Genomic DNA, 15567 nt, shown 5'->3' on the forward strand with positions numbered 1-15567 from the left:
AGGATGAGGCTATGGTTGAAAAGCGTATTGCACAAATGGCGGTCAGGCATGATCAACGGCGTAGCGATATCGAGCGGCGTTACAAGATAGCCTAGCCAGGCTAGTTGAAAAGCGGCCAGAATTCAAGTTAACAAAGTAGAACTAAGCTTCTCGCAGCGAATCTGGAAAATGCAGACCTTCGATCTGTGGGCCATCTGATCCTTGATGAGACCATTGTGACAGGCGCGCGTTTTGGCATTGATGCCCAAGATCCATGGTCTATTCTGCGCCGAAATTACTCCGGTCCGCGATTGACTTTTAACTTGCTTTTTCTCGTTGCGTTCTTTTCGCCCTACCTCGCGAAGGTAGCGTTCTGGGCTTGGGTGAATCGGGTGCAGACTTACGCTGAAGCAGTAGTGAGTGAGCCGACGAATGCAGTCGGATTTGACTCAGAGGCAATCAGCAGTCTGTCCCGATGCTTGGCTGAACAATGCGATCCAATGCCTGCCTGGCAGCTGATTGTTGGCGTTGATAAGGGGTGGCTATTCTGTGTCCTCGCGATAGCACTGATTACTTGCAATATGCTGAGGGCGGGAATTACTTGGAGAGTCGCGTCACTACGGGAAGAAGAAGAGCGGACGGGGTACTCCCCCGCTTGGACAGGAGCGACATGGGGGCAGAACTACCGCCTCCTTTTTTGGGCGCACCAATATTTCGTACGCTGGGTTTTATGGATCGCCATCATCGTATTTATATACAATGCATGCGATTGGCTGACGCGAACTGTGTGGATTCCTAGCTGAAGTCTCGCAGGATGGCCAGACCTTGCGTTCCCATCTACTATTCGCCACGCTGCATCAATTGGCACCGCACGGCGACCTAACCCCAATAACTGGCGCTTTCACACGGCGAGAAGCACACTCCGGTCATGGTTGCGACTGCGCATCCTTAACATCAGGAGCGGTGCGAGGAGAACCAGGAAAGGGAAAGAGTCGCGAAGTGTAAAGGTCAAAGGTCCTGGGCCAGCCGCAGACCGAGCCAAACGCTGCGGTAGTCGGGAGCGTTCCTGCCGCGGTACGAGACGCGCGTGTTCCTCGCGATGTTGCTCCAGGAACCGCCGCGCAACACCCGGCCAGCGGTAGCGCAAGATTCGCTCCACTCCGCGCCATCGGCCGGGGCACTCGCATAGTTGCCATGGTAACTGTCCTGCACCCACTCCCAGACATTTCCGTGTATATCATAGAGCCCCCAGGGATTCGGGCGCTTCTCTCCCACAGGGTGGGTCTTCGCGAATGAGCGCGTGTTGTCATTAAACCAGGCATGGTCCGCAAGCGCATGCTCGTCGCTGCCGAATGACCAGCGGGTCGCGGTCCCGGCACGGGCGGCATATTCCCACTCCGCTTCGGTCGGCAGACGGTAGTGTCGGCCGGTCTGCTCCGAGAGCCAGGCGCAATAAACTACGGAGTCATTCCAGGAGACGTTGATGACCGGTCGTCGACCACGGCCCCAACCTTTGTCGCTCGGCTTTGCGCGGCCGGTGGCGGCACAGAAGCGGTCGTACTCATCGAGGGTAACCGCGTAGCGTCCGATGGCGAATGGCCGGGCGATGCTTACCCGGTGCTGGGGCTTCTCGCTGTCATATGCTTGGTCGTCGCTCTCCGAGGCACCCATGAGGAAGGACCCGGGTGGAATCAAGACCATCTCCGGCCCTTCGCTGCCGTCCTTGAGCGGGTCGCGAAAAACCGGCCCCAACCCCAGCAATTCAGCCACCGACTGCTGTAGCCCCTGAACGCGCTCGGTGGACCAGCCGTGGATGTCCTGCGGCGCCGTTGCCGCCCAACGATCAGCCTGGGCCCGCTGGTTCTCCCGCTCCAACCGCTGCTGGCGCTCCCGCTTCTGCCGCTCCAGTTCCAAACGCTCCCGTTCCTGGCGCTCCCGCTCCATTTGCTCCCGCTCCTGGCACTTCGCCGCCGCGCTCGCCGCGCCCCCCAACCTTGCCATCAGGTCGGACAGGTTCAGATGGCCGATCGCATCGCACAACCCGGCGAGGAACCCCGGGTCCGAAAGGAGTGCCGGACCGACCGGACCATCGGCCGAACCGACCTGCTCGCAGAAGCCATCGATCACCCCGACACCAGTCCCGGCAACGGACGTAAGACCTCGCAAGTCCAGCCAGTCTTGAATCGCCTGCGCAACTTGCCTGATAGCCCATGCGGGGTCAGGCAATGCAGCGAGCGGTACCGCCAATTGCAATGCAAGTTCCGGCGCCCAAGCCGGCCGCTCCGCGGCCACCGCCCGGTAGCTGCGGCAATAGTGGTCGATGAACGCGTGGGCCACCTCCGGCGGGAAATCAGGGTGCAGCAGATCAGGCAGCAGCTTCGGCAGCAGCGGCGCCGTCTCCCAATAGGAGAAGTGGTAGAGGTCGCCGATCCAGCCCATGACCAGGCAGTGCCAGGTGGTCAGGAACTGGTGGACGGCGCGCCAATCCTCCCTGACCAGTTGGAAGGGCGGCAGGTCCACCTGATCGAGCCCGATACCGGCGGCACTCAGTGCCTCCTCCTGCTCCAGCCGTTTGAGGTTGGCGGCGCGGACGCCGCCGAAGCGCTGGTCGGCATCCAGGCCGTCCTTGGCGACACCCTGCTCGACCAGGCGTTCGCGCGCCTGCCGCCATTGCTGGGCCGCGGCGCGGGCGGACGCCTCCACCAGGGGGCGATAGGCGATCTTCTCCAAGGTCTGATAGAGGTACTGATCCTGGGCGGGCCCCCAGTAGGCCAGATTGACATAGAGGTAGTCGTCGCCCTCCGGCATCTGGGTCTCCAGCACCAGGGTCGGCTCGGAGCGCAACCGCTCGTGCAGTGCCTTGATGCTGGCCGCACCCTGGAACTGGCCGTCTTTCCAAGCCCCGTCGAGGAGTTCGATGGGGCGCACCCCGAGGTTGAAGTTGTAGTGGGCGGAGAGGAATTGCTGGAGCGCCTGGCGCACCGGCCCTTCCAGGTCGCGCGGCCCGTTGGCGGGGAGCGAGAGGAAGACCCGCAGCGGGGTCGGTCCGTTGCAGCGGTGCGATTGCAGGATCTGGGAGGGAAAGAGGCGCAGCGGCCAGTGGTCCAGGACCTTCTGGTTCTCCTGTAGTTCCAGGGCAGTCTGGCGCTGTCGGGTCGCCAGGGCCCATTCCTGTTCCCGCCGCTCCTTGGCCTGCCGGCGTTGCTCCTCGCGCTGGGCCTCGAACTGCGCCTGCTGGAAGGCACGTTGCTGGCCGCCTTCCTGGGTCGTGGTCCGCTGCTGCGAGTGGCGGGCAAAGTGACCGGAAACCGTGTTGAAGGCGAGCAGGGCGATGTAGGAGGGGTCCATGACAGAGTTGGTCCCTTGGCTGATTCGGGTTGGCAATTATAGTCCGAGCGGCGTTGCAGAGGACGATCCGCAACACCGACGGCGCCGGGACGCTCGCGTCGATGTCTGCCGCTAGCCGTTTTACAACAGTCGGTTGCAAAATGTGTCGTGCTCGACCATCACGTCAGGGACAATGCGGGCTTCCAGCCAACCGCGACGGGCGGCCCTGATCGCCCAGGGTGCGCCGCGCGCACCCGTGGCCACACGAACCTGATAAAATTCCGGGGGAAACCCAGGAATTCCTGCCGAATCCGGAAGCCGACTCATGAGCCAAGTGACACTCAGCGCGAACAGATTCCGAGTCCTTGAGAATCTGAACTGGTCCCCGGACGGGCTCTGCCTCCTCGTTGGCGCCAATGGCTCGGGCAAGACGACGACGCTGGATCTGCTGCGCTTCCTGCGTAATTTCTTCGAGCGAGGGCAGGAGAATGCCTTCCTCAGTATCGACGGCGGCCATATCCGAACCCGTGGTCTGGCGGAAGGCGAGCCGGTCGAACTGGAGTTCGCAATCGGCGAGATCCGCTGGCAATTGCGTTTACCGCTGTCCGCTTCCGGCTTTACGGGCACTTATGGCGAGACCCTGCTGCGCGGCGACGAGACCGTCCTGCATGCCGAAATGTTCGCCGACCATTGGCTTCTCGGCCAGACGCGCATTCCACGCGAAGGGCAACGCTGCGGTGCCGCTCTGTATTGGGATCGTCACGAGCCGGAGTCGAAATGGATGCAACCATTGGCGTCTGCCTTGAAGGGCACTCGCGTCTACAAGTCGTTTTCTCTTAATAAGGTTCAGCATCCGGACAACCGGGACCACCCGATACAATTTCTGCATGGAACCGGCAGCAATTTATGGTCGGTATTGAATAGCTGGAAAAGCGCGCCAATGATGTACGGCGGACAATACGAATGGGTAATGAAACAAGCCCGCAAGGCGTTTCCTGGCCTGATCGGTAGCATCGAGTTCGACCGAGGAATACCCTATCTCTTCCCACCGGACTCCACCGACCCGGCGGATGGGCTGCCACCGGCCCGCGCAGCCGATGGCCTACTGACCGGATTGCTCCAACTAACCGCGGTCGCCGGCGCGCAGCGGGGTGCGCTCATTGCATTCGACGAGATCGAGAACCAACTGCACCCGCACGCGATCCGTATGATCCTGGGCGCGATGCGCGAACGCGCCGAACAGCAGGACTTGACGATCATTATTACCTCACACTCACCGGTGGTCATGAACGCCTTTCGACGTGAGCCGGACCAGTTCTACGTCTTTGAGCCGGGCGCAGCGCAAATGCCGGTCGCACTGACCGATCTGCACGACGAGGATTGGCTGTCGGCCTTTATGTTGGGCGACCTCTATGACCGGCTGGAGTTCGCCGCACCGTCGATTCTACACGCAGGAGACGCGTGAGCGTGCGCATCGCGATCCTACCGACCGGCTGCATGGAATGGCTGGCCCTCCCGGACGCCTTGGGTCGGCTGTTCGTAGACCAGGACTTCTACAGCCTGCCGAGACGTAAGGAAGTTGAGTCGAATGCTGCAATCGACTTTCCGGTGCCGTCGTTCACCTCCTGTGACGTATCCCGCCTCGCCGGTCGGCCTTGCGACGCCGCAGACAAGCTGATCGAGCGTGCGGTGGCCGAGGCAATCGGAGACGGGCGATCCAAACCCGCCGACCTGGTCCTGATCATCGACGACCTTGAACTCTACAATATCCACCAGCCCGCCGCGGTGGTTGGCATCATTCGCGAGGCTGCTCGGCGATATTTGGATCGGATCGCAACCGGCAGCGGGAATACAGAGCGCCATGCCCAGGCCCTGCGCGAGCGGGTGTCGTTTCATCTGGCTAAGCCGATGATTGAAGCCTGGCTGTTCGCTGACCCGGCCGGGCCAACCAATGCCGGCGTACCCGCATCGCGGATACCGAGACTGAAGACCCCGAACGATCCGGAGTGCTTTTGCAGCGATGATGCGGCGTTCACGGCCGATTCGGGTGCGGAATGCACGACATGGAATTCATTACCCGAAGATACTCCGAAACAGCGGAAGGAAAAGCAAAAGCTCCTCCCTATCTGGGTGAGATGGGGAGCCCGGCGCTCGCAACACCCGAAGGCGTATCTCGCCTGGCTGTGTATGGATAGTGCCGAAACGAAGTGCAGCGCCTATTTCGAGACCAAAGGAGGTGCCGATGCGCTGAAGCGAATCGCGTGGGATAGCCTAGTGACCCAGGCCAATCACTGCTGCTTTGTCCGGTCCATGGTCAATGATATCGAATTTTTCTTGGGCATTAACCCGAGCCACGCGGGAGATTGCGCACCGGAGACGGATCTCAGCACCGCTCCGCGGAATCGGCTTCTGCGCAATGTTTGAAACGATAGAGTGCGGTATTCGCATTCCCGTGACTGCAAAACAGAATGCTGCGTTTTCCGTCTTGCATACTCGAGGAAAAATAATCGGAACGAGAAACTCCGACTTCGGCAACAACCGCCAGCCTGTCACGGTCGCCGCTTCCCCCTGGACAGCAAGGGCAGAGCGGGAGAAAACGGGAAGGTTAAGAGTCGCAACGTGTAAAGGTCAAAGGTCCTGGGCCAGCCGCAGACCGAACCCCCCGCTGCGGTAGTCGGGAACGAGCCAGTTGCGGTCCGACACGCGCGTGCCGCCCGCGCTGTTGCCCCAGGAACCGCCGCGCAACACCCGGCGAGCGGTAGTGCAAGATTCGCTCCACTCCACGCCATCGGCCGGGGCGCCCGCATAGTTGCTATGGTAACTGTCCTGCACCCAGTCCCAGACGTTTCCGTGTATGTCATAGAGCCCCCAGGGATTGGGTCGCTTCTCTCCCACCTGATGGGTCTTGCCGGCGATAAGGATGGGAACGCAAGTGTTTCCCCTAAACCAGGCGTAGTCCCCCAGCGCGCTCTCATCGTCGCCGAATGACCAGCGGGTCGCGGTTCCGGCACGGGCGGCATATTCCCACTCCGCTTCGGTCGGCAGACGGTACTGTCGACCGGTCTGCTCCGAGAGCCAGACGCAATAAGCTACGGAGTCGTTCCAGGAGACGTTGATGACCGGGCGGCGACCGCGACCCCAACCTTTGTCGCTCGGCTTTGCGCAGCCAGTGGCGGCACAGAAGCGGTCGTACTCGTCGAAGGTCACCACGTAGCGTCCGATGGCGAATGGCCGGGCGATGCTTACCCGGTGCTGGGGCTTCTCGCTGGCAGAGGCTTGGCCGTCGCTCGCTGGGGCACCCATGAGGAAGGACCCGGGTGGAATCAAGACCATCTCCGGCCCTTCGCTGCCGTTCTTGAGCGGGTCGCGAAAGGCCGGCCCCAACCCCAGCGATTCAGCCACCGACTGCTGTAACCCCTGAACGCGCTCGGTGGACCAGCCGTGGATGTCCTGCGGCGCCGTTGCCGCCCAACGATCAGCCCGGGCCCGCTGGTTCTCCCGCTCCAACCGCTGCTGGTGTTCCCGCTTCTGTCGCTCCCGCTCCAACCGCTCCCGTTCCTGTTGCGCCCTTTCCAGTCGCTGCCGTTCCTGGCGCTCCCGCTCCATCTGCTCCCGCTCCTGGCGCGCCGCCGCCGCGCTCGCCGCGCCCCCCAACCGTGCCATCAGGTCGGACCGGTTCAGATGGCCGATCGCATCGCACAACCCGGCGAGGAACCCCGGGTCCACAAGGAGTGCCGGACCCACCGGGCCATCGGCCGCGCCGACCTGAGCGCAGAAGCCATCGATCACCCCGACACCAGTCCCCGCAACGGTCGGAAGCCCTCGCAAGCCCAGCCAGTCTTGAATCGCCTGCCCGACCTGTCCGATAGCCCATCCGGGATCGGCCAATGCGGCGAGCGGAGCAGCCAATTGCAGCGCAAGCTCCGGCGCCCAGGCCGGCCGCTCCGCGGCCACCGCCCGGTAGCTCCGGCAATAGTGGTCGATGAAGGCGTGCGCCACTTCCGGCGGGAAATCAGGGTGAAGCAGATCAGGCAACAGCTTGGGCAGGAGCGGCGGGGTCTCCCAATAGGAAAAGTGGTAAAGGTCGCCGATCCAGCCCATGATCAGACAATGCCAGGTGATCAGGAATTGGTGGATGGCGCGCCAATCCTCCTTGACGAGTTGGAAGGGCGGCAGGTCCACTTGGTCGAGCCCAATCCCGGCGGCGCTCAGGGCCTCCTCCTGCTCCAGCCGTTTGAGGTTGGCGGCGCGGACACCGCCGAAGCGCTGGTCGGCGTCCAGGCAGTCCTTGGCGACACCCTGCTCGACCAGGCGTTCGCGCGCCTGCCGCCATTGCTGCGCCGCGGTGCGGACGGACGCGTCCACCAAGGGGCGATAGGCGATCTTTTCCAAGGTCTGATAGAGGTACTGATCCTGGGCGGGACCCCAGTAGGCCAGATTGACATAAAGGTGGTCGTCGCCCTCCGGCATCTGGGTCTCCAGCACCAGGGTCGGCTCGGAGCGCAACCGCTCGTGCAGGGCCTTGATGCTGGCCGCACCCTGGAACTGGCCGTCCTTCCAGGCCCCGTCCAGGAGTTCGATCGGGCGCACCCCGAGATTGAAGTTGTAGTGGGTGGAGAGGAATTGCTGGAGCGCTTGGCGCACCGGCCCTTCCAGGTCGCGCGGCCCGTTGGCGGGGAGCGAGAGGAAGACCCGCAGTGGGGTCGGCCCGTCGCAGCGGTGCGATTGCAGGATTTGGGAGGGGAAGAGGCGCAGCGGCCAGTGGTCCAGGACCTTCTGGTTCTCCTGTAGCTCCAAGGCGGTCTGGCGCTGTCGGGTCGCCAGGGCCCATTCCTGTTCCCGCCGCTCCTTGGCCTGTTGGCGCTGTTCCTCGCGCTGGGCCTCGAACTGCCGCTGCTGGAAGGCGCGTTGTTGGTCGCCTTCCTGGGTCGTGGTCCGCTGCTGTGAGTGGCGGGCAAAGTGACCGGAAACCGTGTTGAAGGCGAGCAGGGCGATGTAGGAGGGGTCCATGGCGGGGTTGATCCCTTGGCTGATCCGGATCAGCGATTATAGTCCGGGCGGCGTTGCGCAGGACGATCGGCAACAGCGTGTCAGCAACTCCAATCTTGGGTGGCGCCGCGCGACGCACGGTGGATGCGGCGCGCGCGACCAAGGTGCCGGGTCCGCAGCACCCTGCGGCGCGCCTTATCCACCCTACGACGGAGCCGGTTTCGTCGATCAGCGCGGCGCACCCGCGATCTGCCTTGCCGTCGGCACGATGACGACACCGACCAGCCAAGCCGGCCGCACGGCCAGGCCCTATAATTGCCGTACCGCTCCCACCAGGAACCTGCCATGTCCCTGAAGCCAAAGCCCCACCTCCAGTTCGCCGACTGGCTGGCCGCCGAGCGCGCCGCGGATCAGGGCCGCACCGAGTATCTGGACGGCGCGGTGTTCGCCATGGCGGGCGGCACCGAGGCCCATAATCTGATTGCCGGTAACGTCTTCGGGGAACTGCACAATCGCTTCAAGGGCCGCCCCTGTTATGTGTACACCAGCGACATGAAGGTCCGGATCGAGTCCGCCAACCTGGGCGCCTACCCGGACGTCACGGCGGTCTGCGGGGAGCGGCTGTTCTGGGACCAGTACCGGGATGTCATCACCAACCCGACGCTCATCGTCGAGGTCCTCTCCGACAGCACCGAGGCCTACGACCGCGGCGACAAATTCCTCTACTACCGCACGCTCCCGAGCCTGCGCGCCTATCTGCTGCTGTCCCAGCAGCGGGTCAGCGCCGAACTCTTTCTGCGCCAACCCGGCGGCGACTGGTTGCTGTCAACCTACACCGACCCAGGCGACGAGATACCGCTACTCGCCGTGGACGCTGCACTTCCCCTCGCCGAGGTTTACGATAAGATTGATTTTGCCGCCGGCACCGCAACGCCGGGTGAGCTGCGCCCGACCCACTCCCAGTGGTCCCCCGACTGAATTGCCACACGGCCTTGGTCCCGATCCCCTGGATTCCTTTGGAGACGAGGACATGAACCCAGAGAAACCACTACTGCCCAAGTCGCCGACCGGCATCCAGGGCCTCGATGAAATCACCGGCGGCGGCCTTCCCACCGGCCGGCCGACGCTGGTCTGCGGCGACGCCGGTTGCGGCAAGACACTGCTGGCCATGGAGTTCCTGGTGCGCGGCGCGACCCGGTTCAACGAGCCGGGCGTCTTCATGGCCTTTGAGGAGACCGGCGCCGAACTGGCGCAGAACGTCGCCTCGCTGGGGTTCGACCTGGACGCGCTGATCGCCGCGGGCCGCCTGGTTGTGGACTATGTCTACATCGAGCGCAGCGAGATCGAGGAGACCGGTGAATTCGATCTGGAGGGCCTGTTCGTGCGGCTCGGGTACGCGATCGATTCGATCGGTGCGCGGCGCGTGGTGCTGGATACGGTCGAAACCCTGTTCGCCGGGCTGCCCAATCCGCTCATCCTGCGCGCCGAACTGCGCCGACTCTTCCGCTGGCTGAAAGACCGCGGCGTGACTGCCATCATCACCGGGGAGCGCGGCGCGGGTTCGCTGACCCGCCAGGGCCTGGAAGAATACGTTTCGGACTGTGTCATCGTACTCGACCACCGCGTGAAGGACCTGATCAGCACCCGGCGCCTGCGCGTGGTCAAGTACCGCGGCTCGACCCATGGCACCAACGAATACCCCTTCGTCATCGACTCCGACGGCATTGCGGTACTGCCGATCACCTCGCTTGGCTTGGGGCATAGCGCCTCCACCGAGCGGGTCTCGTCCGGCATCCCCCGGCTCGACGCCATGCTGGCGGGTGCCGGCTTCTACCGCGGCAGCAGCATCCTGGTCTCGGGGACCGCCGGGACGGGCAAGACCAGTCTCGCCGGTCATTTTGCCGCCGCGGCCTGCGGCCGGGGTGAACGCGTGCTCTTTTTTGCATTCGAGGAGTCCCCCAGCCAGATCGTGCGCAATCTCGGCTCGGTGGGGATCGACCTGGCGCCCTGGGTCGCTAAAGGTCTGCTCCGGTTCCTGGCCGCCCGCCCCACGGTCGCGGGCCTGGAGCTTCACCTGACCACCATGCACAAGGCGATCCTCGAGTTCCGGCCGCACATCGTGATCATCGACCCCTTGAACAGTTTCATCAGCGCCGGCAATGAGATCGAGGTCAAGGCGATGTTGCTGCGCCTGCTGGATTTCCTCAAAATGAGCCAGATCACCGGATTCTTCACCAAGCTCACCGCGGGCGGCAGCGCGCTGGAGCACACCGATGCCGCCATCTCCTCCCTGATCGACTCCTGGCTCGTGCTCCTGGCCATCGAGTCGGGCGGTGAACGCAATCGCGCATTCAGCATACTCAAGTCGCGCGGTATGGCGCACTCGAACCAGACCCGCGAGTTCCTGCTGACCGCGCAGGGGGTGGAGTTGCGCGATGTCTATGTGGGTCCGGGCGGGGTGCTGACCGGCTCGGCGCGGTTGACGCAGGAGGCGCAGGACGCCGCCGCACAGTTGGCCCGTCGGCACGAGATCGCGCACGGCCAACGTGAACTGGAACACCGGCGCGCGACCCTGGAGGCACAGATCGCCTCCTTGCGCAATGAGTTCGCGATCCAGGAGGCCGATACCCTGGCCGCGGTCGAACGCCACCAGGCGCGCGAGGCGCAGTTGGATCAGGAGCGGGCGGACATGGCGGCGAGCCGCAAGGCCGACGCGCCGGGTACCGACGGGGGGCAGTCATGAACACGCCACCGACCGGGACCCAGACCGAAACCGACCAGGACCCACCCGACATCTGGACCCTGCGGCTCTATGTGGCCGGGCAGACCCCGAAGTCCATCACCGCCTTCGGCAACCTCAAGCGCATCTGTGAGGAGCACCTGCAAGGGCGCTACCAAATCGAGGTGATCGACCTGCTGGAACACCCCCAACTGGCGCGCGGCGACCAGATCCTGGCGATCCCGACCCTGGTGCGCAGACTCCCCGAGCCGGTGCGCAAGATCATCGGCGACCTGTCCAATACGGAGCGGGTCCTGATCGGGCTGGACCTGTTGCCGCGTGCATCCGCAAGGAGTGCGACCGATGTCAACTGAAAGTGTGCCCGATTGGCCCCCGGCGGTGGCGGGCGGCACCGGTTCGCCGGATGAGTCCTATCTCCTGCGGCTCTATGTGACCGGCGTGACCCCGAACTCGGTCCGTGCCATCGCCAACCTCAAGCGGATCTGCGAGGAGCACCTGCAGGGGCGCTACCAGCTCGAAGTGATCGACATCTACCAGCAACCGGAACTCGCGACGCACGAGCAGGTCATCGCCGCACCGACCCTCATCAAAGAACTCCCGCTCCCCTTGCGGCGGATCATCGGCGACCTGTCGAACAGCGAGCGGGTCCTGGTCGGGCTGAACCTGCGCCGGAGGGACTAAGTGGACCCATCCGATCGCGATGATACACTGGCCGCCGAGAACCGGGACCTGCGCGCCCGTCTGGCCGAGGCGGAGGAGACGCTGCGCGCCATCCGCAACGGCGAGGTGGACGCGCTGGTGGTCGCGGGGCTGGGGGGCGATCAGGTCTTCACCCTGCGCGGCGCCGACTATGCCTACCGGGTACTGGTCGAGGAGATGAGCGAAGGGGCGCTCATCCTGACGGCGCAGGGGGTCATCTTCTATGCCAATCGGCGCCTGGCGCAGATGCTGAAGGTCCCGCTGCAACAGGTGATCGGGGCCGGCTTCGAGCGCTGGGTCACCGCGGCTGACCAGGCACTGTTCCGCGCCCTGATGAACCGCACGAGCCCGCAGACACATCATCGCATGGAGCTTACCCTGCGCGCCGATGACGGGACCGGCGTGCCTTGCTATTTGTCGGTCAGCTCGCTGCAACTCGGCGAGGTAGTAGGGTCTTTTTGCCTGGTGGCCACCGACCTGACCGAACAGAAGCGCAGTGAGGCCATTGTCGCCGCGGAGGAATTGGCGCGCCTGATCCTGGATCAAACCGCCGAGGCGATCGTGGTGTGCGACAACGACGCCCGGATCATCCGCGCCAGCGAGGTAGCCCATACCCTCTGCGGGGAAAACCCGCTCGAGCAGCCGTTCGAGCGCGTCTTTCCATTGCAGGAGGCCAATGGCGCGCCCTTCTCGCTCGCCCGCTTCCGCAACACCGGCCACCGGCGCCGCATCGAGACCAGGCTGGAGCGTCAGGGGGCGGTATTCTACCTGCTGGTGAGCGTCGGCCCGCTGGTGGGTTCGCAGGGGGAGCGCCTGGGCAGTGTCGTCATCCTGACCGACATCACCCAACGCAAGGCGGCGGAGGAACAGATCGAGCAACTCGCCTTCTATGACCCGCTGACCCGGCTGCCCAATCGGCGCCTCCTGCTCGACCGGCTCCATCAGGCGGTCGCGACCTGTACCCGCACCCGGCGGCAGGGGGCGCTGCTCTTCATCGACCTGGACAATTTCAAGACGCTGAACGACACCCTGGGACACGACATCGGCGACCTGCTGCTCCAACGGGTCGCTCAACGCCTGATCGATACGGTGCGCACGCGCGACACGGTCGCCCGCCTGGGCGGCGACGAGTTCGTGGTGATGCTGGAGGACCTGGGCACCCAGCCACAGGAGGCCGCCGCCCGGGTACAGGTCGTGGGGGCCAAGGTCCTGGCCGCACTGACCCAGCCGTTCGACCTCGCCGGTCACCACTGCCACAGCACCCCGAGCATTGGTGCCGCCCTGATCAGCGAACACCCGACGACCGTGGACGAACTGCTGAAACGGGCGGATCTCGCCATGTATCAGGCGAAGGCGGCGGGCCGCAATACGCTGCGTTTCTTCGATCCGGACATGCAGGCCGCCCTGGAGGCCCGCACCGCCCTGGAGTCGGAACTGCGCGAAGCACTGCGGGGGGGCAGTTTCTGCTCTGGTACCAGGCGCAGGTGGACAGTGAGGGCCGCCTGACCGGGGCCGAGGCCTTGGTGCGCTGGCTGCATCCCCGACGGGGACTGGTCGCGCCCGCGCGATTCATCCCGCTGGCCGAGGAGACCGGGCTGATCCTGCCGCTGGGTCGCTGGGTGTTGGAAACGGCCTGTTCCCAACTGGCGCTCTGGGCGCAACGGCCGCAGACCGCCCGCCTGACCCTGGCGGTCAATGTCAGCGCCCGCGAGTTCCGCCATCCCCGCTTCGTGGCGGAGGTCGGGGCCGTGCTTGAGATGTCCGGTGCCGACCCACACCGGCTCAAACTGGAACTCACCGAGAGCCTGCTGCTGGAGGACATCGGCGACACCATCGCCAAGATGACGGCGCTCAAGGCCCTGGGGGTGGGCTTTTCACTCGATGACTTCGGCACCGGCTATTCCTCCTTGAGCTACCTGAAGCGCCTGCCCCTGGATCAGTTGAAGATCGATCAGTCGTTCGTCCGCGACGTGCTGACAGACCCCAACGATGCAGCGATCGCCCGCACCATCGTGGCCTTGGCCCAGAGTCTGGGGCTCGCCGTCATCGCCGAGGGGGTGGAGACCGAGGGGCAGCGGGCCTTCCTGTTCGAGAGCGGCTGCCGCGCCTTCCAGGGCTATCTGTTCGGGCGGCCGGGGCCGGTGGAGGGGTTGTGGCAATGCTGCTGAATCAGGCGATCGCCATCCTGCGCAAGTCCGGAGCACGGCGTATCCTAGTCAGTCGGGGCGCGCCGGCTCGGCACCCCCGGGGGACAGCGCGGCGGTGAGATTGAATCCCAAGGGGTTGAGGCAGCATGAGCATCAAAGAATACCGGACGGCAACACAGGCCCGCGGCGGGCTGCTGGTGGTCAGGGACGCCCCGGGTATCGCCTTCGGCGACCGGGTGCGGATCGAGGACCACGCGGGCGGGGTGCGCAACGGGCAGGTGATCCGCAGCGCCGACAGCGAGGTGCTGATCCTGGTCTTCGAGGGCACCGACGACCTGGATCTGGACCATACCTGGGTGCGCTTCCTGGACGAACCGGTGGAGATCGCACTGTCGCCGGAACTCTTGGGCCGCGAGTTCAACGGCCTGGGAGAGCCCCGGGACGGCCGCCCGCCGATCCTTGCCAACCTGCGTCGGCCGGTGAGCGGCTCCGCCATCAACCCCGCCGCCCGTACCTACCCACGCGAATTCATCCAGACCGGCATCTCCACCATCGACGGTCTCAACAGCCTGGTGCGCGGCCAGAAGCTGCCGATCTTCTCCGGCTCCGGGCTGCCCCACAACCGGCTCGCCGCCCAGATCGTGCGTCAGGCGAAGCTGAAGGACGAGGACACCAGCTTCTCCATCGTCTTCGCCGCCATGGGCGTGTCCTATGCCGACGCCCGCTTCTTCCGGGAGGAGTTCGCCGGCTCCGGCGTGCTGCGCAACGTCGTCATGTTCATCAACCTGGCGGACGACCCGCCGGTGGAGCGCCTGACCCTGCCGCGCACCGCACTCACCGCCGCCGAATACCTGGCCTATGACCTGGACCGTCACGTCCTGGTGGTGATGACCGACATGACCTATTACGCCGAGGCCCTGCGCGAGGTCGCCACCGCCAAGGGTGACGTACCGGCACGCAAGGGCTATCCCGGCTATCTCTATTCCGATCTCGCCGAGATCTATGAGCGCTGCGGGCGCATCCACGAGCGCCACGGCTCCATCACCATGATGCCGGTGGTCTCGATGCCATCGGATGACATCACCCACCCCATCCCGGACCTGACCGGCTATATCACCGAGGGCCAGATCGTACTCTCGCGTGAATTGCACAACCAGGGCATCTACCCCCCGGTGCATATCTCACCGAGCCTGTCGCGCCTGATGAAGGACGGCATCGGCAAGGACGACACCCGCGAGGACCACCCGCGGGTCGCCGGCCAGATCTACGCCCTCTATGCCCGCGCCCAGGAGACCCGCAACCTCGCCTCCATCATCGGCGCCGATGAACTCTCCGAGCGCGACCGCCGCTTCCTCGCCTTCGCCGACGCCTTCGACCAGCGCTTCGTCGGCCAGGGCGAGGCCGAGGACCGCTCCATCGACGCGACGCTCAACCTCGCCTGGGAACTGATGAGCGCCTTTCCGCGCGACAGCCTCACGCGGATGAATGAGACCGATTTGGCGAAATACTATACGGGAACCGACTGACACCTTGAAGTGCCGACCCGCGCGGGTGTCTTGTAAGTAACGAGTCGCGAACAAGTTAAACACAAACACAATCGTTGTCGTTGTCGTTGTCGTTGTCGTAATCGGAGAAGAGATGCAATTTGGGATACGAGAGAATCCGGGGCGCCACGATAACCTCGAT

The 15567-nt window shown here is 64.4% G+C and carries 11 protein-coding genes; 9 read left to right on the forward strand and 2 right to left on the reverse strand.

What is annotated here, in order from left to right:
* Window positions 1-987 precede the first annotated feature (987 nt).
* Window positions 988-3327, reverse strand: coding sequence for a formylglycine-generating enzyme family protein (locus QZY48_RS19930; protein WP_295434450.1), 2340 nt, complete (start codon window positions 3325-3327; stop codon window positions 988-990).
* A 304-nt stretch (window positions 3328-3631) separates the two neighbouring features.
* Here QZY48_RS19930 and QZY48_RS19935 point away from each other — a divergent pair, with 304 nt between their 5' ends.
* Together QZY48_RS19935 and QZY48_RS19940 are read left to right on the forward strand one after the other, a co-directional pair.
* Complete coding sequence (locus QZY48_RS19935) at window positions 3632-4771, forward strand: AAA family ATPase (protein ID WP_295434452.1); 1140 nt, start codon at window positions 3632-3634, stop codon at window positions 4769-4771.
* Between the two features lie 2 nt (window positions 4772-4773).
* Window positions 4774-5730, forward strand: a complete 957-nt coding sequence (locus QZY48_RS19940; RefSeq protein ID WP_295434454.1) for a hypothetical protein — start codon at window positions 4774-4776, stop codon at window positions 5728-5730.
* Window positions 5731-5934: 204 nt separating this feature from the next.
* Here QZY48_RS19940 and QZY48_RS19945 read toward each other — a convergent pair whose 3' ends face one another.
* Complete coding sequence (locus QZY48_RS19945; protein WP_295434456.1) at window positions 5935-8316, reverse strand: SUMF1/EgtB/PvdO family nonheme iron enzyme; 2382 nt, start codon at window positions 8314-8316, stop codon at window positions 5935-5937.
* 324 nt (window positions 8317-8640) lie between these two features.
* Between QZY48_RS19945 and QZY48_RS19950 the strand changes: the two genes are divergently transcribed.
* The 7 genes from QZY48_RS19950 to QZY48_RS19975 all read left to right on the forward strand — a co-directional run bounded on the left by QZY48_RS19950 (window position 8641) and on the right by QZY48_RS19975 (window position 15407).
* A complete protein-coding gene (locus QZY48_RS19950) occupies window positions 8641-9273 on the forward strand; it encodes a Uma2 family endonuclease (protein ID WP_295434458.1) in 633 nt (210 codons plus the stop codon).
* 52 nt (window positions 9274-9325) lie between these two features.
* Window positions 9326-11038, forward strand: a complete 1713-nt coding sequence (gene kaiC, locus QZY48_RS19955) for a circadian clock protein KaiC (protein ID WP_295434460.1) — start codon at window positions 9326-9328, stop codon at window positions 11036-11038.
* Window positions 11035-11388 carry a circadian clock protein KaiB gene (gene kaiB / locus QZY48_RS19960; protein WP_295434461.1) on the forward strand — a complete coding sequence of 118 codons (354 nt, stop codon included), beginning with the start codon at window positions 11035-11037 and terminating at the stop codon, window positions 11386-11388. Before kaiC ends, kaiB begins: the two co-directional genes overlap by 4 nt.
* On the forward strand, window positions 11378-11716 hold the full coding sequence (locus QZY48_RS19965) for a circadian clock KaiB family protein (RefSeq protein WP_295434463.1): 339 nt from the start codon (window positions 11378-11380) through the stop codon (window positions 11714-11716). The genes kaiB and QZY48_RS19965 overlap by 11 nt, the downstream gene beginning before the upstream one ends.
* Entirely contained in the window at window positions 11717-13240 is a 1524-nt protein-coding gene (locus tag QZY48_RS19970; RefSeq protein ID WP_366929737.1) for a sensor domain-containing diguanylate cyclase, read from the forward strand.
* Complete coding sequence (locus QZY48_RS34920; RefSeq protein WP_366929738.1) at window positions 13219-13902, forward strand: EAL domain-containing protein; 684 nt, start codon at window positions 13219-13221, stop codon at window positions 13900-13902. Before QZY48_RS19970 ends, QZY48_RS34920 begins: the two co-directional genes overlap by 22 nt.
* A gap of 125 nt (window positions 13903-14027) precedes the next feature.
* Complete coding sequence (locus QZY48_RS19975) at window positions 14028-15407, forward strand: V-type ATP synthase subunit B (protein WP_295434464.1); 1380 nt, start codon at window positions 14028-14030, stop codon at window positions 15405-15407.
* Window positions 15408-15567: the final 160 nt, after the last annotated feature.

It is taken from the genome of uncultured Thiodictyon sp., from assembly GCF_903828115.1.
Lineage (GTDB): Bacteria > Pseudomonadota > Gammaproteobacteria > Chromatiales > Chromatiaceae > Thiodictyon.

Coding starts and splice junctions, on each gene's coding strand:
- QZY48_RS19935 (WP_295434452.1), top strand. CDS start 3,632: ATGAGCCAAGTGACACTCAGCGCGAACAGATTCCGAGTCCTTGAGAAT.
- kaiC (WP_295434460.1), top strand. CDS start 9,326: ATGAACCCAGAGAAACCACTACTGCCCAAGTCGCCGACCGGCATCCAG.
- QZY48_RS19930 (WP_295434450.1), bottom strand. CDS start 3,327: ATGGACCCCTCCTACATCGCCCTGCTCGCCTTCAACACGGTTTCCGGT.
- QZY48_RS19950 (WP_295434458.1), top strand. CDS start 8,641: ATGTCCCTGAAGCCAAAGCCCCACCTCCAGTTCGCCGACTGGCTGGCC.
- kaiB (WP_295434461.1), top strand. CDS start 11,035: ATGAACACGCCACCGACCGGGACCCAGACCGAAACCGACCAGGACCCA.
- QZY48_RS19975 (WP_295434464.1), top strand. CDS start 14,028: ATGAGCATCAAAGAATACCGGACGGCAACACAGGCCCGCGGCGGGCTG.
- QZY48_RS19965 (WP_295434463.1), top strand. CDS start 11,378: ATGTCAACTGAAAGTGTGCCCGATTGGCCCCCGGCGGTGGCGGGCGGC.
- QZY48_RS19945 (WP_295434456.1), bottom strand. CDS start 8,316: ATGGACCCCTCCTACATCGCCCTGCTCGCCTTCAACACGGTTTCCGGT.